At 64.4% G+C, this 18,222-nt stretch carries 18 protein-coding genes; 4 read left to right on the forward strand and 14 right to left on the reverse strand.

What is annotated here, in order from left to right:
• Nucleotides 1-128: 128 nt before the first annotated feature.
• Nucleotides 129-1,013, reverse strand: a complete 885-nt coding sequence (locus tag HX817_RS03035; RefSeq protein WP_003209935.1) for a LysR family transcriptional regulator — start codon at nucleotides 1,011-1,013, stop codon at nucleotides 129-131.
• Nucleotides 1,014-1,117: 104 nt separating this feature from the next.
• On the opposite strand from HX817_RS03035, the gene HX817_RS03040 reads away from it, so the two are divergent.
• The 4 genes from HX817_RS03040 (at nucleotide 1,118) to HX817_RS03055 (ending at nucleotide 5,124) form a co-directional block, all read left to right on the forward strand.
• Nucleotides 1,118-1,774, forward strand: a complete 657-nt coding sequence (locus tag HX817_RS03040; protein WP_177039766.1) for an RraA family protein — start codon at nucleotides 1,118-1,120, stop codon at nucleotides 1,772-1,774.
• Nucleotides 1,771-2,994 (forward strand): pyridoxal phosphate-dependent aminotransferase, encoded by a 1,224-nt coding sequence (locus tag HX817_RS03045; RefSeq protein WP_177039767.1) that lies wholly within the window; start codon nucleotides 1,771-1,773, stop codon nucleotides 2,992-2,994. Before HX817_RS03040 ends, HX817_RS03045 begins: the two co-directional genes overlap by 4 nt.
• Before the next feature lie 103 nt (nucleotides 2,995-3,097).
• The gene (locus HX817_RS03050; protein WP_023658999.1) at nucleotides 3,098-4,435 is read left to right on the forward strand and encodes an MFS transporter; all 1,338 of its coding nucleotides are present in this window, start codon (nucleotides 3,098-3,100) and stop codon (nucleotides 4,433-4,435) included.
• Nucleotides 4,436-4,461: 26 nt separating this feature from the next.
• On the forward strand, nucleotides 4,462-5,124 hold the full coding sequence (locus HX817_RS03055; protein ID WP_003209925.1) for an RraA family protein: 663 nt from the start codon (nucleotides 4,462-4,464) through the stop codon (nucleotides 5,122-5,124).
• Nucleotides 5,125-5,132: 8 nt separating this feature from the next.
• On the opposite strand, the gene gspD is transcribed toward HX817_RS03055, so the two are convergent.
• The 13 genes from gspD to hpaR all read right to left on the reverse strand — a co-directional run bounded on the left by gspD (nucleotide 5,133) and on the right by hpaR (nucleotide 18,212).
• On the reverse strand, nucleotides 5,133-7,331 hold the full coding sequence (gspD, locus tag HX817_RS03060; RefSeq protein ID WP_177039768.1) for a type II secretion system secretin GspD: 2,199 nt from the start codon (nucleotides 7,329-7,331) through the stop codon (nucleotides 5,133-5,135).
• The gene (locus HX817_RS03065) at nucleotides 7,328-7,852 is read right to left on the reverse strand and encodes a general secretion pathway protein GspN (protein WP_177039769.1); all 525 of its coding nucleotides are present in this window, start codon (nucleotides 7,850-7,852) and stop codon (nucleotides 7,328-7,330) included. Before HX817_RS03065 ends, gspD begins: the two co-directional genes overlap by 4 nt.
• On the reverse strand, nucleotides 7,849-8,460 hold the full coding sequence (gene gspM, locus HX817_RS03070) for a type II secretion system protein GspM (RefSeq protein ID WP_177039770.1): 612 nt from the start codon (nucleotides 8,458-8,460) through the stop codon (nucleotides 7,849-7,851). Before gspM ends, HX817_RS03065 begins: the two co-directional genes overlap by 4 nt.
• A complete protein-coding gene (locus tag HX817_RS03075) occupies nucleotides 8,435-9,475 on the reverse strand; it encodes a PilN domain-containing protein (protein ID WP_177039771.1) in 1,041 nt (346 codons plus the stop codon). Before HX817_RS03075 ends, gspM begins: the two co-directional genes overlap by 26 nt.
• Nucleotides 9,472-10,194 (reverse strand): general secretion pathway protein GspK, encoded by a 723-nt coding sequence (locus tag HX817_RS03080; protein ID WP_177039772.1) that lies wholly within the window; start codon nucleotides 10,192-10,194, stop codon nucleotides 9,472-9,474. Before HX817_RS03080 ends, HX817_RS03075 begins: the two co-directional genes overlap by 4 nt.
• Nucleotides 10,191-10,808, reverse strand: coding sequence for a prepilin-type N-terminal cleavage/methylation domain-containing protein (locus HX817_RS03085; RefSeq protein ID WP_003209916.1), 618 nt, complete (start codon nucleotides 10,806-10,808; stop codon nucleotides 10,191-10,193). The genes HX817_RS03080 and HX817_RS03085 overlap by 4 nt, the downstream gene beginning before the upstream one ends.
• Nucleotides 10,805-11,173, reverse strand: coding sequence for a prepilin-type N-terminal cleavage/methylation domain-containing protein (locus HX817_RS03090; RefSeq protein ID WP_087694940.1), 369 nt, complete (start codon nucleotides 11,171-11,173; stop codon nucleotides 10,805-10,807). Before HX817_RS03090 ends, HX817_RS03085 begins: the two co-directional genes overlap by 4 nt.
• Nucleotides 11,170-11,601 carry a type II secretion system protein gene (locus tag HX817_RS03095; protein WP_003209913.1) on the reverse strand — a complete coding sequence of 144 codons (432 nt, stop codon included), beginning with the start codon at nucleotides 11,599-11,601 and terminating at the stop codon, nucleotides 11,170-11,172. The genes HX817_RS03090 and HX817_RS03095 overlap by 4 nt, the downstream gene beginning before the upstream one ends.
• Nucleotides 11,601-12,026 carry a type II secretion system major pseudopilin GspG gene (gene gspG / locus HX817_RS03100; protein WP_003209911.1) on the reverse strand — a complete coding sequence of 142 codons (426 nt, stop codon included), beginning with the start codon at nucleotides 12,024-12,026 and terminating at the stop codon, nucleotides 11,601-11,603. Before gspG ends, HX817_RS03095 begins: the two co-directional genes overlap by 1 nt.
• 20 nt (nucleotides 12,027-12,046) lie before the next feature.
• A complete protein-coding gene (gene gspF, locus HX817_RS03105) occupies nucleotides 12,047-13,249 on the reverse strand; it encodes a type II secretion system inner membrane protein GspF (protein WP_102605832.1) in 1,203 nt (400 codons plus the stop codon).
• Nucleotides 13,246-14,940 (reverse strand): type II secretion system ATPase GspE, encoded by a 1,695-nt coding sequence (gene gspE, locus HX817_RS03110; protein WP_003209908.1) that lies wholly within the window; start codon nucleotides 14,938-14,940, stop codon nucleotides 13,246-13,248. The genes gspF and gspE overlap by 4 nt, the downstream gene beginning before the upstream one ends.
• Nucleotides 14,941-15,311: 371 nt before the next feature.
• Complete coding sequence (locus HX817_RS03115; protein WP_177039773.1) at nucleotides 15,312-17,702, reverse strand: TonB-dependent receptor; 2,391 nt, start codon at nucleotides 17,700-17,702, stop codon at nucleotides 15,312-15,314.
• 87 nt (nucleotides 17,703-17,789) lie between these two features.
• On the reverse strand, nucleotides 17,790-18,212 hold the full coding sequence (hpaR, locus tag HX817_RS03120; protein WP_008437189.1) for a homoprotocatechuate degradation operon regulator HpaR: 423 nt from the start codon (nucleotides 18,210-18,212) through the stop codon (nucleotides 17,790-17,792).
• Nucleotides 18,213-18,222: the final 10 nt, after the last annotated feature.

Here is an 18,222-nt window from a genome sequence, read left to right on the forward strand (position 1 = left end):
GGGCAAAGACCTTTTGGTTACTATTGGCTGGGCCGGCATTCCGGGCGTTTGCCAAAAGTGACCCGCTGTAAGAGCGGAACCATAAGCCGCCGTTACCTAAATAACGGATATGTACTCAACCCCAACCCCTAGCGAAACCGCGCGATCACCGCCTCCACCACCGGGTTCGGCCGCTGGGTATTCCAGGCGACGGCCGTGGTCACCACATTGAGCTTCTGGCTCAACGCCCGAAACACCACATTGGCCGGCGCCAGCTTCTTCAACGACGCCGGCACCAACGCAATACCCTGCCCATAGCTGACAAACGCGATCTGCGAAGCCACCGACCGCACTTCATGCAGCACCCGAGGCGAAAACCCGCTGGCACGACAGGTTGCGATCAAATTGTCGAAATACACCGGACTGACGTTGCGCGAAAACATCACCAACGGCTCATTCGCCAGGCTCGACAAACTGATCCGCGTACGACTCGCCAACGGATGATCCACCGGCAGCGCCACCACCAGCCGGTCCTCCGTCAGCGGCAATGACTGCACCGAAGCCCCAAGGTCACCATCCAGCCGGGCAAACGCCAGGTCGATGTCCCCGGCCTCCAGCGCCGGCAACGCCTCGACGCTGTCGATTTCCCGCACCGACACCGTGAGCTGCGGGTAATCAAGCTTCAGTTGCTCGATCAACCCCGGCAGCACATCAAACATCGCCGTGGAAATCGCGCCGATGGTCAACATCCCCGACTGCCCCGCCACCGCTTCTTCCACGGCGAGTTCCAGGCGCTCCAGCTGCTCGGCGAACTTGCGCACCGCCGGCAGGATCGCCGCGCCCACCGGAGTCAGCTTGGCCCCCCGTCGGGAGCGGTCGAACAGCTTGACCTTGAGCGCCTGCTCCAGCACCTGGATCTGCTCGCTCAGCGGTGGCTGGGACATGCCGAGGCGCTTGGCCGCACGGCCAAAGTTCTGCTCTTCAGCCACGGCCAGGAACAACCAGAGGTGACGAATCAGGCGAAAGTTGATCATGGTCTTATCCATAGGTTAAGCGTATGCAAGGCTTCTGTACTTCGTAATATACCTATCATAGGCACTGCCTGACACTGGCCGCCTCCGTCACCCGAGGCTTGCCCATGACCCCTGACCGTTTGCTCGACCGCCTGGCCGCACTGGACACCAACACCGTGTCCGACGCCCTCGACTTTCTCGGCCTGCCCGGCGCCACCGTGGGCCTGCGCCCGTTGTGGAACTGCCCGAAGATCATTGGCCGCGCCAGTACCGTACTGCTCGGCCCCAAGTCCGACATCGCCCCGACCGTGCACTTGATCACCCCGGTGATCGAACAGGTCGCGACAGACGACCGGGTACTGGTGATTGCCGGCGGTATCGAGGGCATTTCCTGCTGGGGCGACATCATCGCCAACGCGGCGTTGCGCAAACACATACGCGGTACGGTGATTGATGGTTTCAGCCGCGATATCGACGGCAGCGAAGCCATCGGCTATCCGGTGTACGGACGCGGCGTGACCATGATCAGCGCGCGCAACCGCGTGGTGCAGCTCGACGCCGGCGTGACCCTCAGCGTTGCTGGCGTAAGCGTCAGCGAGGACGACTACGTGATCGCCGATACCTGCGGCACGGTGTTCGTGCCCCAGGCGGTGATCGAAAAGGTCCTGGACCTGGGCGAGCGCATTGCCCGCCGCCAGGACGGCATGGTGCAGGCCGTGCGCAGCGGGCGCTCGGTGGTCGAGGTGATGCACGACGCACAGTTTGAGGCGATCAGCCGATGAGCGCCGATATCCAGCGGCTGAACCCGCGCCTGGCCAGCGCACAACCGTCTGCCACCTATCGCATCATGGACCGCGTCGCCGAACGCCGGGCGCAAGGCGCGCAGATTATCTCGCTGTGCGCCGGCGAACCGGATTTCGACACCCCGGCGCATATCCGCGAAGCCGCGATCCAGGCCATTGAAACCGGGCATACCCGCTACACCCAGGTGGCCGGTGCGCGGGCCCTGCGGGAGGCGGTGGCGGCGAAGTTCCGGCGCGAAAACGGCCTGGACGTGTCCTGGCAGGACACCCTCGTGTGCAACGGCGGCAAGCAGGTGATCTACAACGCCCTGGCGGCCACCCTCAATGAAGGCGACGAGGTGATCGTGCCCGCGCCGTACTGGGTCAGTTACCCGGAGATGGTGCAACTGTGCGGCGGCGAGGCGCGCATCGTCACCTGTGATGCCGACAGCGGTTTCAAGCTGACACCCGAGGCCCTGGCCGCTGCAATGACCCCGCAGACGCGCTGGCTGATCCTCAACTCACCGTCCAACCCCACCGGTGCGGTGTACAGCGAGGGCGAGCTACGGGCGCTGGCCGAAGTGCTGTTGGCCCACCCGCAGGTGCTGATCCTGGCGGACGACATCTACGAGCACCTGATCTTCGACGGCCAGGTGTTCCATACCCTGGCCCAGGTTGAACCCCGGCTGGCACCGCGTACATTGACCATGAACGGCGTGTCCAAGGCCTATGCCATGACCGGCTGGCGCATCGGTTTCGCCACCGGCCCACGCTGGCTGCTGGAGGCCATGGAAAAACTCCAGGGCCAGCAGACCTCCGGCGCCTGTTCGATCTCGCAACAGGCGGCCCTCGCTGCACTGGAAGGCCCCAGGGATTTCATCCGCGACAGCCGCCGGGTGTTCCAGGCGCGCCGGGACTTGATGGTCCAGTTGCTGAACGACACGCCAGGCCTGACGTGCATCAGCCCCGCCGGCGCGTTCTACGCGTTCGCCTCATGCGCCGTGCTGATCGGGCGCACCTCGGCGGGCGGGCGGCTGCTGCGCAGCGATGAAGACGTGGCCCTGGCGCTGCTGGATGAGGCCAATGTAGCCGTGGTGCATGGCAGCGCCTTCGGCCTGGGGCCGTACATCCGCATCGCCTATGCCCTGGATGACAAGTCGTTGCGCCAGGCGTGCGAGGCAATCCGCGGCTTCTGCAGCAGCTTGCTGGCAGAAGAATAAAAGTGATGAGTTCACATACATAAATATCGCTAATGGTGGCGTGCGCCCCTTCTTAAGATTAAGGCCGAACAGGACAACACTCACAACAACAAGGTCCGCCCCCATGTCTATGCCTGAAGTCATAAAACCCGCTGTGCGCAGCCAATACCGCTGGGTGGTTGCTGCGCTGATTTTCCTGATCTACACCGTGGCCGCCGCCGACCGGGCCAACCTCGGCGTGGCGCTGCCGTTCATTCGCCAGGAATTTGCAATGAGCAACGCCCAGGCCGGTGGCCTGGTCAGCCTGTTCCTGCTGGCTTACGCCCTGGCACAACTGCCGTCGGGCTTTGCCTTCGGGCGCTTTGGCGTCAGCCGGATCCTGCCGGGGGCCATGGTGCTAACCTCCCTGTTGACCGGGCTGGTGGGCACCGCCAGCTCACTGCTGGCGCTGAAACTCTATCGCCTGGGCCTGGGTATCGCCGAAGGCCCGCTGCCCATCAGCATGACCACCACCATCAATAACTGGTTTCCGGCACGGGAAAAAGGCACCGCGTCGGGGATCTTTCTGTCGGCCGTGAAGTTCGGACCGGTGATCGTGCCGCCGCTGTGTGCCGTGATCATTTCGGTATGGGGCTGGCGCGAAATTTTCTACTTCTTTGCGATCCCGGGCATCGTGCTGGCGGTGGTCTGGTACTTCCTGGTCACCGACCATCCGTCCCGCAGCCGCTTCGTCAACCAGGCCGAACTTCAATACATCGTCGAAGACACCGCAATCGCCCAGACCGCCCGTGTGCACAAGACGCCGGCGTGGGTGAAAAAGCTCGACCGGGTGATCCGCACCCGCGATGAAAAACCCCTGGAAACCAACCGTCAGGTTTTCACCTCATGGAATATCTGGGGGTGCGCCACCAGCTACTGCTTCCAGCTCGGTGTCTCCAGCGTGCTGCTGGCGTGGATTCCCACCTACCTGATGACCGTCAAGCAGTTCTCGATCATGAACATGGGCCTGGTCTCGGCAGCGCCCTGGGTGGGCGCGGTGCTGGGCAACCTGCTGGGCGGTTTCTGCTCGGACCGCCTGATGGGCGGGCGCCGCAAGCCGGGCATGTTGCTGTCGGCCGTCGGCACCTCGTTGATGATGTACCTGCTGATCAACTCACCGGCCGAGCCCCTGCCCTACGGCTTGCTGCTGATGCTGACCGGCGTGGTGCTGAGCCTCGGCTTCTCCTCCTACATGGTCTACCCGATGGGCCTGACCACCAAGAAGACCTTCCCGATCTCCAACGCCATCGTGAACATGATCGGCCAGTTGGGCGCCGCCGCCACGCCCTTCATCACCGGCCTGCTGCTGGACAACTACGGCTGGAACTACGTGTTCGCCTGGCTGGCGATCGGCTCGTTCATCAGCTTCATCATTTTGCTGACCATTGCCGAGCCCCGCCCGGCCTCCAGCCACCCGACCTGATTTGTCACCACCACGAGGAGTTATCCATGTCACCCCAAGACCAAGAATTGGTTGCCCTGTTTGCCGGCCTGGACACCCCGGGCGTGTCCGACGCCCTGGACAAGCTAGGCCTGCCCGGCCAATGCCTGGGAATCATGCCCCTGGACAACTATCGCCAGGTGGTGGTCGGCCCGGCCTTCACGGTGCGCTACGTCAGCGCCAGCACCCCGCCGGGCACCGTAGGCGACTTTATCGATGACGTGGCCGAAGGCGATGTGGTGGTGATCGACAACGACGGACGCACCGACTGCACGGTGTGGGGCGACATCATGACCCAGTACGCCGGCAGCCAGCGGATCGCCGCGACGGTGATCGATGGCGTGTGCCGCGACGTGAGCAAGGCCCTGGGCGACGGCTACCCGCTGTTCACCAAGGGCCGGTTCATGCGCACGGGCAAGGACCGGGTTGAAGTGGAAGCGGTAAACCAGCCGGTGTCCATCGGCCAGGCCCGGGTGTGCGCCCGGGACATCGTGGTCGCCGACGCCAACGGCGTGGTGATCGTGCCGCGCGAGCGCGCCCATGAAGTGGCAGCCTGTGCACGCTCGATTGAAGCGGTGGAAGCGCGTATCCGGGCGCTGCTCGATGAAGGCAAATCCCTGCGTGAAGCCCGCGCAGCGCTGGGTTATCACACCCTGCAACGCAAGGGCTGAAAGGTCCTTCAGTTCGCCGGTCGCAACAGCTGCATCTGCTGGCGATAGTCATCCGTCACCTGCCGCGCCTGACCGCTGCTGGTGATCACCCTCGGCGTGATCAGCACGATCAATTCGGTGCGATCCCTGGACTTGCTGGTGTTGCCAAACAACCAGCGCAGCCCGGGGATTTTCCCCAGGTACGGCACGGCGCTGACGCTCTCGGCGTTGTCCTGCTTGATCAGCCCGCCGAGCAACACGGTCTGGCCGCTTTGCACCGCCACCTGGGTCGACACCGAGCGCGTGGAGATACGCGGGTTGTTGGGTGTGTCGCTGCTGTTGGTGGTTTGGTTCTCGGCGTCGCTGACCTGTTGCTGGATGTCCATGTACACCAGGCCGCCCGGGTTGATCCGCGGCACCACGTCGAGGATCACCCCGGTCTGCACGTATTCGACGCTGCTCAAGGTGCTGTCGGCGTTGCCGGTGTTGACCGTGGTCTGGCTGATGGGGATGTTGTCCCCCACCTGGATCTGCGCCGGCTGGTTGTTCATCACCACCAGCGACGGCGCCGACAGCACCTGGGTGCGGCCGTTGGTTTCCAGGGCGTGCAAGGCCACTTGCAGGTTGGAGCTGACGAAGGAATAGAACAGCGAATCCGCGCCCAATCCCGCACCGCCGCCACCCAGAGCGCCCTGGCTGCCAGGGGTATTGGCTACCGTGGTGCTGGTGGAGTTGCCCGCCAGGCGGCCCAGGTACCATTGCACCCCTAGGTCCAGTTCGCCGGTGAGTTTGACTTCGAGGATGCGCGTCTCGATCTGCACTTGCAGCGGCGGGTTGTCGAGGCGCTTGATCGCCGATTCGATCTCCTTCCACTGCACCGGTCGGGTGCGTACCAGCAACTGGTTACTGCTTTTTTGCGCGGTGATCCGGGTGCCGGCGTCGAGGCTTTTGGCAGCGCCCGGCTCTGCATTTTCACCGTCTTCGCTGGCGGCCGGGGCCTGGTCCTCATCGTCACTGACGGGCGGGCTATTGCTGCTGTTGTTCAAGCCACCCGAGGTGCCGCCGCTGGTGTTGAGTGACGACAAGGTCGCCGTGCGCAGCCCCGGCGCCACCTTGGCCGGCGCATCGTCCTTGATCGCGCCGGTGCCGTAGATCTGCCGCAGGTATTTGGCGAGGTCCGTGGCCTTCATGTTGCGCACGTCGTAGACGTACATCTGCGGCTCGTTGCCGCCGCCTTCATCTATGGTGTGAATCCAGTCGCCAACTTCACTGAGGTACTGCGGCTGGGACGAGATCGCCACCACCGAATTGGTCCGCTCGATGGGCAGGAAGCGCACCATGCCCGCCAGGGGCATGCCGCTGTCGGGGCCAAACATTTTTTGCAGCTCGGGCATCAACTCGGCCACCGAGGCCCGTTGCAAACCGAACACCCCCACCGACATCCCCTTGAGCCAATCGACGTCGAAGGTGTCGATGGTGTCCTGATAGTTGGCCAACTCATCCGGCGTACCGGCCAGGCTCAGCACGTTGCGTGCCGGGTCCACCAGCAGGAATGCGTTTTCCCGGGCGAACGGCTTGAGCAGTTTCTGCATTTCCGTGGCCGAGATATAGCGCAGCGGAAACAGCCGTGCCGAGAGCCCGCTGGAGGGTCGCGACACGCTCATTTCCGGCACCAGCTTGCCCGCCACCGCCTGGTTGGCGGGCAGAATCACGTAGCGCTGGCCCTGGCGGATCATCGCGTTATCGGTCCAGGACAACAGGGTTTCGAGGATCGACAGCGCCTGTTTCTTGTTCACCGGCTTTGAGGTGGAGAAGCTAACGTTGCCTTTCACACCCTGGGCGATGCTGTAGTTCTCGTGCAGCAGGTCGCCCATGACGCTGTTGATCACCGCCTCAATCGGCTGGTCGGCGAAGTTGAACACGATGTCGCCGCTGGCTTCATCCTTGACCGCCGGCGCAGGTGGGGGCTGGCGCACGAACTGCTGGTTACCGCGAATCAACTGGCGCTGGGGCGGCGTAGGCGCCTGGGGTTGGCGGCTGTCGGCCGCAGGCGACTCGCTGGCCGGGTCCACGGGCGGCCGTTGCGAACCGGTGCCCTGCATCGCCTCGTGAAGCAAGGCATCGTCCGGGTCGAGGTGATCGGGGAATGACCCACAGCCGCCCAAGGCGACGGCGGTGGCCAGGCAAAACACGCTGGTGCGCAAGGCGCTAGGGGAAGTATCGATCAAGGGGCGGGCTCGTGAGGAAGGGAAATCGGTGGTGTGGTGGACGGCGGCGGCAAACGCGGAACGCTGAGGCTCAGGGTTTGCGTGCGGCCATCCAGCACAAAACGGGCGTGCAGCGGTGTCAGGTGTTCCAGGCGCCAGCCGTTGGGCAGAGTCTGGCCTTGGTGGACCTTGAGCGGCGGGCCCTCGTCACGCTTGAGCAGCGCGACGCGCAGGTCGCCGTCGAGCAGCACGCCGGTCAGCTTCAGGCTCGACAGGCTGGAAATCTCGGCCTGGCCAACGGCGGCATCGGGGCTGCGGTCGGGGCTGAACAGCGGCGCCTGCCAGGTGCCGGCGAGGCTTTCCAGGGTCGCACCCGGGGCCACGTGAACCTTCGCCGAAGCATTGGCGCGCACGGCGGAGGCAGGCTCATCCAGCCACTGCGGCGCGTCGCCGATGCTGCTCAAGATGCCCACCATCAGCAGGCCCAGCAGCCCGGCCACACCGAGCAACACCCACTCGAGGGGGCGCAATGAATTGATCATCGGCGGGCCTGCGTGGCGGCTGCCGGTTGCAGATAACCGCGCACCAACAGGTGCACCACCAGCTTTCCGGCACCGCCGCTGGCGGGGGCATTCGGCCCGCGACGGACGCTCATTTCATCCACGAACAGGAACGGTCGCTGGTACTCCAGCTCATGCAGGATCGCGGTCAGGGGTTCGATGGCGCAGTTGAGGGTCAGGCTGACTTTGACCTGGCGATAGGGCTCGGTGTCGTCCTGCTCCGGGGTGATGGGCATGCGCTGGGTCAGGCTGCAGCCGCCGCCGAGGCCGGCGCGGCTGTTGATCAGGTCGGCGATGCGCTGCATCAGGTCCGCCGCCACGGCGCTGGGGTCATCCCCCGGCAACAGGCTGGTGCTGCTGGCCGGGTCCTGGCGGGCTTGCTCCAATTGCTCACGCAAGGCGGCGCTCTGGTGCAGCAGGCCCGCATAGCGTTGCTGTTGTTCGCGCAGCTGTTCGGCCTGCTCGCCCATGGCACGCAATGGCCCGGCGAACCAGCTGTCGATCAGCAGCCAGTAACCGCCGCCCAGCACCAGCGCCAGGACCAGCAAGGCGGCGCCGCGACGCTCACGGGGTGTCAGTGGTCGGCGCATCGGCGGCCTCCTGGTGCAAGTGGGCGCGCAGGGAAAACTGATCCTTGCCGGTTTGCGCATCGGGTTGGATCACCCCTTCGAACTGGGGGTTTTCCAGGCTGTGGCAAGCCTTGATCCGGGTGATCAGGGCACTCGCCTTGGCGCTCTGCCCGGAGAAGGACACGTCGGCGCCGTCGTTGACCTCCAACTGGTCGATCCAGGTATCGGCGGGCAGGCAGGCGGTCAGTTCGTTGAGCAGCGCCGCCAATGGCGGTTGTGCCGACTTGCGGCGAATCAGGTATTGCGCGGCGCCACGGGTGTTAAGCAGTTGCTGGCGCAGGCTCTGGACCTCGGCGACCTGGGCTTTCTGTTGTTGCACCTGCGCCTGCATGACGTCGAGCACCCGCTGGCGGTCGTTGAGCCACAGCAGCATCGCGGCAATCAGCAAGGCGCCGCACAGCCAGGGCAGGCTGCGTTGCAAGCCCTTCCCGGCCGGCCGCTGGCGTGGGCGCAACGGCGCCGGCAGCAGGTCGATGCCCATTGACCCGTCCACATCCACCGCATGGGGCTGCAAGCCGAGAGCAGCGCAGTCCAACAGGATTTGATCCAGGCGCTCCCGCAGGATGGCCACCAGGGTCACTTGCACATGCGTGGCGGTGCGCCGTTCCTGGCGGGCCACGAAGTACAACTGTTCAGCCTCGAACGGGGTAAAGCGGTCCAGCTCATAACCCATAACGGTCGACAGGTTGCGCGCGGCCGCCAGGGGCAGTTGCAGGGTTTGCAGCAGCACCGCCGAGGGCGCGAGCACCAGCACCTGGCGCACCTCGTCGGCAGGTTTTGCCACCGGCTCGGTCAACGGCCAGTGGTAGCGGTGCTCGGGGATGTCACGGACCGACAGCCACGCCGGCAGGCAGCCACGCAGCTCCTTGAGCCACAGGCGCCAGCCCACTTGCAGCAAGCTGCCGCGCCAGCGCCGGGTGAGCGGTTCGGCCAGCTGTTGAAGGCGCGCCACTGGCGCCGAAAGGTTTGGATTCATTCTTGCCAACGCAGCACCCGATAAGGTTGTGCGCTTCCCTCCGATGGGCTCAATAAAACCGTGGTTCGTAACCGGGCGTGGTAACCGCCGGGGCGTTGTGCGCGGCTGTCGATCACCAGCACGTCACCGGGGTCGGCCCCTACTGCGCTCTGCCGGGGCAGGTTCAGCGCCTGGCGCATCAAGGGGCTGGCGAAAGCGGGATCGGGCCGGTCCAGGCCGCTCCACAAACTGATTTCCGGGGCCAGCCGGCTGTACAGCGCCTGGGGCATGCCGGGCAATTGCCGCACCTCCTCCACCACGCGGAACGGCGCCAGGCCTGCGTTGCGCCGCACTTCCAGGTCCCTGGCTAGCCGGCTGGCCTGGGCCTGGGTGGCGCCGCAGGCCACGGCCAGGCGGGCAAAGTCAGCGGCCTCGGCGCTGTTCAAATACAGCTTGCCGCGCTCGCTGTGCAGGCTCACGTGAAGCTGTGCGTCATCAAATACCAGGGGCATTTCGCGGCCGTCGGCGATCCATTGCTTGCGTTGCAGCGGGTCGGCCAGGGCCTGCATGGCCAACGCCACGCCCGCCTCCGCCGCCAGCAGCGCCTGGGTATGCTGGCGATGCCACAGGGCCTGGCGGCTTTCCAGTTGTACCCAACCGGCCAGGCCGCCCAGCAGCAAGCTGAGCAACGCCAGTACCCACAGCACCAGCAGCAATGCAACGCCGCGCTGACGCTTCATTCGCCTGATGCTCCGCTAGAGAGGTTCAGCCGCAGGGCAACCACTTGGGTGACCCACGGCACCGGTCCGTTGACTTGTGCTGCAATGCGTACCGCATAAGGCAGGCGTTTGGTCCACGGCCAGTCACTGATCCAACCGGTGGCCTGGCCCTTGGGCGACAGGCCGCGATAGCTGAATTGCAGATCCTCGACGTTCTTCAGCAACACCTGCGGTTCGCTGCGGGTGGCCGGCACGCTCACTTGGGCATTGGACTCAAACCGTGCGAACGCCACCTGCAACTCGCGCTCGGTCAACTGCAAGGTGAAACGCTGGATACCGCCGCCGAGCACGCCCGGCAAGGTCGCGACGTATTGCAGGCGCTGGGGGGCGCCGACAAAAAAGCCGTTGGTCTGGCTGTCGTCCTCGGTCACGTCCAGGGGCAGCGCCTCGCTGATGGAAGTGCGCAGAAACTGTTGCGCGGCGCGACTTTCATCCAGGCTGACGGTGTAGCGCTGCGCCTTGAGTACTGCACGGTTGGCTCCCAGGAGCGCGCCGCCCACCAGGGCCAACAACACGCCCAGCAGGCTGAGCACGATCATGATTTCGAGCAACGTGAAGCCCCGCTGCTGCTTCACTGGAGGCTCCCGTCGCCGCTGGCGCGCAGTTTCAAGGTACTGAAATTTGCGCGGCGCGGACCTTCGCTGACGCTGAGATCGAGGCGAAACAAATGTGGCTGACCGATGCGGGTGGGCTGCTGGGCGACGCGCAGTTGCCAGGCAATGCCGTCCAGCTCGCCCTCGCGCACGCCACTGGCCAGGGGCCCCGACGCCTCCTGATCCATCACGCTCAAGGCGGTATGGGTCAGGCGGTCGCTGTGGGCCACCTGCAACAACGAGCGCGCGCTTTGGCCGAACGCGACCAGCAACACCGTGCTGCAGATCGCCATGAGGGTCAGCGCTGCGAGCATTTCCAGCAAGGTGAAACCCGACTGACGCTTCATGGCAATGCCCTGGACTGCACGCTGCCGGTCAGCCAGCCGACGTCGATGCGCCAGCGTCGCGTGCCATTGGCCAATAACAGGTTGCCGCCGGTAGAGCTGCCGTCGGGGTAAAACTCCACCGCAGCGCCTGCGTGTTCGGCGGTGTGCAGGGTCACTTGCAGATCGGCCGGCCAGTGCTTGATGGGTTGCCCCGGCGCCTGAAAGCTCAGCCGGGCCAAGTCGAAGACGGTCTTGGCCGACCTGCCGCTGACAATCGCCCGTGCCCGTGTGCTGCGCAGGGCATCCACCATCTGCCCGACCACCTGGCGCTCTTTCGCTACCCGCAGGCCTTGTTGCAGGCCAAATCCCACCAACCCGGCCGCGATGCTGATCAACACGATCACCACCAGCATCTCCAGCAGGGTAAAGCCGCGTTGGAGGGCCGGCATTATTCCCAGTTGCCCAGGTCGGCGCTGTAGCCTTCGCCGCCGGGCTGGCCGTCCTGACCGTAGAAGATCAGGTCGAAGGCGCCATGTTCACCGGGGAAGCGATAGCCGAAGGCATGGCCGAACGGGTCCTTGAGGTCTGAGGGCTTGGCGTACGGCCCGGCCCAGCCGGCGGTGTTGCCGGGCTTGTCGACCAATTGCTGGAGGGTCTTGGGTGGCGAGCCGACATCCAGGCCGTAGCTCTCGATCTTCATGCTCAGGCTGGCCAGTTGCGCCTTGCCCGCGCCGTATTTGCCCTTGTCGACGTTGCCGCCCACCTGGCGCACCACGATGGTCGCGACGATGCCCAGCAACACAATCACCGCGAGCATTTCCAGCAAGGTGAAACCGCCTTGGCGGCGGGCGGGTTTGAAACGGGTATGGCGCATCGGCTTGCTTCCTTGGGTCTTCATATATTGCTGGTCAGGCTCATCAGCGGCAGCATGATCGCGAGCATGATCACCGCCACCAGCACCGCCATGACCACGGTCAGGGACGGCACCAGGGCGGCGAGCAGGCGGTCGATGCCGCGCTTGGCTTCGACGTCGAACACGTCGGCGACCTTGAGCAGCATGCTGTCCAGTTCACCGGCCTGTTCGCCGACTTCAATCATTTGCAGGGCCAGGTCCGGCAGCAGCGGTTGGCTGCCAAATGCACTGGCCAGGGTGCCGCCGCCTTTCACCGACTCGGCGGCCTGGGCCACTTGTGCCTGCAAGGCACGGTTGGTGCAGACCTGGCGGGCGATCACCAGCGCTTGCAGCAGCGCCACGCCGTTGCTCAGCAAGGTGCCGAGGGTGCGTGCCAGGCGTGCGGCTTCGACCCGCTGCAACAGCGGGCCGATAACGCGGATACCCAGCACGCGCCGGTCGTACTGCTCGCGGTGTCGTGGGTTGCGCAGGCGTGCCGCCAGGGCCCAGACCGTCACGATCAACCCGGCAAAAACCGCCAGGCCATAGGCGCCGAGGAACTGGCCAAGGCCCAGGATCACTTCGGTGATCAACGGAATCGGCACGCCCAGATCCTTGAAGATCGGCACGAACTGCGGCACCACGTAAGCCAGCAACAGCGCCAGGGAACCGAGCACGCCCACCACCAGGAAGGCGGGATAGATCAGCGCGTTGATCACCTCGCCTCTCAATAACTGGCTGCGTTCCAGGTAGTCACTGAGTTGGCGCAAGGTGTTCTCCAGCGCACCGCCCGCCTCACCGGCACGGACCATGCTCAGGTACAGCGGCGAAAACTGGCTGCCCTCCTCTTCCAGCGCTGCCGACAATGGCTTGCCGGCCTTGACGTGCTCGCGGATACGCTCGATCAGCGCCCGGGTCTGCGGCTGGCCGGGCTGCTTGAGCAGGATGCCCAGCGAGCGCTCCAGCGGTTGGCCCGCGCCCAGCAGGGTGGCCAGTTGCTGGGTAAAACTGACCAGCGCCGCGCCATTCAACTGGCCGCGCCCGAAGGCATTGCGCAGCCCTTGGGCACCGGCGGCATCGATGTGCAACAGCAGCAGGCCACGCTTGTGCAGCGCAGCGACGGCGGCGGCCTGGTCCTTCGCTTCGAGGGTGCCGTTCTGCGCGACGCCCTGGCTGTCCAGGGCACGGTATTTGAACAGGCTCACGCGCCCTCTCCACGGGTGACGCGCAACACTTCTTCAAGGGATGTGACACCGGCCACCGCCTGGCGCAGGCCTTCTTCATGCAGGGTGCGCAAGCCACCACGGCGGGCGGCCTGTTCGAGGGTCGCGGCGTCGGCCTGGCGCATCAACAAGCTGCGCAGTTCGTCATTCATCACCAGCAATTCGGTGATTGCACTGCGGCCGTGGTAACCGCCGCCGGCGGCGTTGGCGCGAGGCCGGTAAAGCAGGATCGGGCGCTGCTCGGTGAAGCGGTCGAGGCCGTGTTCCTCGATCAACTCCGGCGGTGCTTCAAACGCCTCACGGGTCGCCGGGTCGAGGCGGCGCACCAGGCGCTGCGCGAGGATGCCATTGACGGTCGAGGCGATCAGGTAGCTCTCCACCCCCATGTCCAGCAGGCGCGTGATACTTGCTGCGGCACTGTTGGTGTGCAGGGTCGAGAGCACCAGGTGGCCGGTCAGGGAGGACTGGATGGCGATGCGGCAGGTTTCGAGGTCGCGGATTTCACCGATCATGATCACGTCCGGGTCCTGGCGCACGATGGAGCGCAGCGCGCCGGCGAAATCCAGCCCAATGGCCGGCTTGACCTGGATCTGGTTGATGCCTTCCAGCTGGTATTCCACCGGATCTTCGACGGTGATGATCTTGCGCTCGGCGGTATTGAGCCGCGACAACGCGGTATAGAGCGTGGTGGTTTTACCCGAGCCGGTGGGCCCGGTGACCAGCAGGATGCCGTGGGGTCGCTCGAGCACTTCAAGGAAGGTTTCCAGGCGCTGGCCGTCAAAGCCCAGGCTCTGGAAATCGAACTGCACGGTCTGGCGGTCCAGCAGGCGCATCACCACCGACTCGCCAAAACTGGTGGGCACCGTGGATACCCGCAGGTCCAGTTCCTTGCCCTGGATGCGCAACATGATCCGGCCGTCCTGCGGCAGGCGGCGCTCGGCGATGTCGAGGCGCGCCATGATCTTGACCCGGGAAATCACCGCCGCCGAGGAACTCGCCGGCGGCGCTTCCGCTTCATGCAGCACACCGTCGATGCGGTAGCGCACCTTGAGCTGGTTTTCGAAGGGTTCGATATGGATGTCCGAGGCGCGGTGCTCCACGGCCCGTTGCAGGATCAGGTTGACCAGGCGAATCACCGGGGCTTCGGAGGCCATGTCCTTGAGGTGTTCGATGTCTTCCAGGGCGCCGCCCTGTTCATCGAGGTTTTCGATCAGGGTGCCCATGGCGGAACGGCCCTGGCCGTAGTAACGCTCGATCAGGGTTTCGACTTCGTTGCGCGGCCCGACCGCCAGCCACACCGGCACGCCGCACGCGTACGCCAGGGCCTGGAACGGATACAGCAGCGCCGGATTGGCCGCCAACACCCGCACACCACCGTGGCTCCAGCCTACCGGCACCACCTGGTAATGGCGCATGAAGCGTTCGGTCAGCGCCGGCAGCGGGTCGAGCACGGGCGGTGCGGCGTCCGCCAGCAGCAACGGCGCGCCGAGCAAATCGGCCCAGGCCCGCGCCAGTTCCACTTCGGAAACCAGCCCCAGGCGCGTCAGCAGGCCGAGCAGTTCGGGGTCGTCGGATTCCTGGGATAACCGTCGAGCACGTTCCAGGTCGACGGTTTTCAGACCGGCTTTTCGCATCAGCCACGCGCACACTTGTTCGGCATCCGGAATCTGCATTCGGCATGCATCGATGGGCATTGACGGTATCGGTTGAGACATCTGCACCATTCTGAACAACTAGTTGAAGAGGCTGTTTCCAAGGGTGCAGAAACAACAACTAGTCCCAGCGGCGCCTTGAACAAGATCAAGACCCTGCACACAAGCGATGTGCAGGACAGCCGTGGCAAATCATGGCCTTTTAGAACTACTGACCAAGGCCATTAGTTCGCCACAATTCATAAAATCTTGTTAAACACATCGACTAACATATTGATGCTTAGTTCACGATTGCAAATAGCCAGCCCGCTGCAACAGCACTAATCATTGAACTTCTCGTCGTTTAATTTTGAACTACACAAGAGTGCCACTTCCCTGTGGCGCGATTGCCGCTAGAAGTCGACGGTCGCCGACAGCAAATACGTGCGCGGCGTCGACAAGGTCAATCCCGGCTCGCTGTCATCCGAGGCACCGGCCGAACTCCAATAGCGCCGGTTGGCCACGTTCTCGACATTGGCCCGCAGGGTGATGTGCTTGTCGTCGACCTTGAAGGCGTAGCGTGCGCCGACATCAAGCCGCGTCCAGGCGTCGATTTCCTTGACATTGGACTGGTCCAGGTACTGCGAGCTGGAATAGATCCCGCGGCTGGTCAGGGTCAGGCCTTCAACAGTCGGCACGTCCCACTCCGCGCCCAGGTTGACGTTGTACTTGGGCGTGGCCGGCGCGCGGTTGCCGTCGTAGGTGCCGTTGGTGGTGTGGGTCAGTTCGCTGTCGATGTACATCACCCCGCCCAGCAGGCGGAAACCCTTGAGCGGCTCGCCGAACACGCTGAGTTCCACGCCATCGTTCTGGCGCTTGCCATTGGGGCCGAAGACCAGCGTGGTGGCGTTGGTCTCGTAGGCCGGCTGCTTGATCCGGAATACAGCGGCCGTCACCGCGAACGCACCGGCGTCGTACTTGGCGCCGACTTCGACCTGACGGCTGATGAACGGTGGGAAGATTTCGTCATCGTTGACCGACGCCGACGGCGCGACCTTGCCCTGGCTCAGGCCTTCCATGTAGTTGGCGTACAACGAGAGCTTGTCGGTGGCCTTGAACAGGATGCCGCCGGACGGTGAAATTTTTTCCTCGTCGTAGGCGGTGTCGCCTTTGACGTCATCGGTCCAGTCGTCGACCTTGACCCGCTGCCAGCGCGCACCGAGGGTCAGCAGCAACCGGTCATCGAAAAAACCCAGGGTGTCGGACAACGCCACACCGCTGAAACGGTTTTCGGTGTAGACCTTCGAGTCAAATCGCGTTGGCCGGCCAGGCGCCGGGGTTTCCACAGGGTTGTAGATATTGCTCGAACCCTGCGCATATCGCGCGCCGCCGTTTTCGAAGTCCATGTAGAAGTAGCTGGCCGCCAGGTTGACCTCATGGCTCACCGGGCCGGTATGGAACCAGTTGCGCACGCCCGCCGTGGCGGTGCGCACGTTTTCATCGCGGGTGAAGTCGCGGGGCTGCACGCTGAAATCACCGGCGTTGTTGGCCACCGACACTGCATGGCGCAGGAAGTCATGGTTGCTTTTGCGCGCACCGACGCCGCCGTAGAGCATTAGGTTGTCGCTGAGATCAAACTCGCCGTTGACCGTGCCGAAGGTGTCGTTGGTGCTTGCCTTGCTCCAGGGCTGCGCGTAGTTGTGGCGTACGTCGTTGGCACTCGGCACCCTGGCGTCGGGCCCGACTTGCACACGTTCCTGGGGGGCGTCGGTGTCGCGCTCGGTACGACCGATGTCGGTGGAGAGTCGCAGGCGTTCACCGCGAAAATCCAGGCCCAGCACGGCCATTTCGCGGTCGACACTCTGGTGATCCCAGGCGGTGTCGCCGGACTGTTTCACGCCGTTGAAACGCAGGCCGAACTGGTTGTCTTCACCAAAACGCCGGCCGATATCCACGGCTCCGCCCGCCTGGCTGTCGGAGGCCCAACTGCCGGTGAGCGAGGTGATGGGTGTGTCGGTGGCACGCTTGGGCACCACGTTGATCCCGCCGCCCACGCTGCCCCGTGGCGAGATGCCGTTGATCAACTGGCTGGGGCCTTTGATGATGTCGACGCGCTCGGCCATTTCCATGTCGATGGTGTAGGTCGGCAATACGCCATAGAGGCCGTTGTAGGCGACATCACTGTTGAACAGGCTGAAGCCGCGAATGGTGAATTGCTCATAGCGCCCGCCGGCCGGGTTGGTGGCGCGCACCGAGGGGTCGCTGGCAATCAGGTCGCCAAGGGTACGCGCCTGTTGGTTCTTGACCGCCGCGCTGGTGTAGGTGGTCATGCTGAACGGAGTATCCATGAAGTCCTTCGAGCCCAGCAGGCCCTGGGAGCCACGGCGCGCCACCTGGCCACCGGCGAAAGACTCGCTGTCGGCATCGCCGGTGGTGCCGAGAATCGAGGTGGGTGCCAGTTGCAGGCTGCCGCCTTCGGGAATCGGGGTCAGCCTATAGGCCTGCTCGCCCATGGGCTGCAGTTGCAGGCCGGAGCCCTGGAGCAGGCGCGCGAAACCTTCTTCGACGCCGTATTCGCCGGACAACCCGCTGCTGTTGCGGCCGCTGACCAGCGCCGGGTCCACCGAGAGGTTGACCCCGGCCAGCCCGGCGAAACGGGTCAGCGCGGCGCTCAGGCTGCCGGCCGGCACCTGGTAGCTGCGCCGGGACGCACCGTCTTCGGCATAGCTGATGGGAACGAACAACGGGCTGGCACTCAGGCTCAGCATGAGGCTGAGGTTCAGCAACGGGCGTATTGCGGGCATTGGAAGAAGCTCTCGATTTTGTTCACTTACCTGGAATGACCAGTCACGTGAAAAAAAGGGACAGGCTTCAGCCACTATTTTTGATTATTACGGTTTGATGCCTTTGAGCTTCTGGAGCAGCTCCATCAATTGCTCCAGGGATTCCTCGCCGAACTGCTCCTGGATCTTCAGGTAATTGCTTTCCATCCCGGCGCTCATGTCGACGAAACACTGCTGGCCCTGTTCGGTCAGGGCGACGAACACCCGGCGCTGGTCTTCGGCGGATTTGCGCCGGCGCACGATGCCGTCACGCTCCAGCCGCCCCAGTACGCCGGTCATGCTCGGCTTGAGGATGCATGCGAGGTGCGCCAGTTGGTGGCTTTCGAGTTCGCCTTGCTGGCGCAGGATGCGGATCACCCGCCACTGCTGTTCGGTCAGGTCATGTTCATTGAGCAACGGCCGGAAGAACGCCATGGTCGCTTCGCGGGCCTGGAGCAAGGTGAGCGTAAGGGACGGTCTGGGGGTGGGCATGGTTCACGCG

This window comes from Pseudomonas sp. C6002 (assembly GCF_013385805.1).
GTDB lineage: Bacteria > Pseudomonadota > Gammaproteobacteria > Pseudomonadales > Pseudomonadaceae > Aquipseudomonas.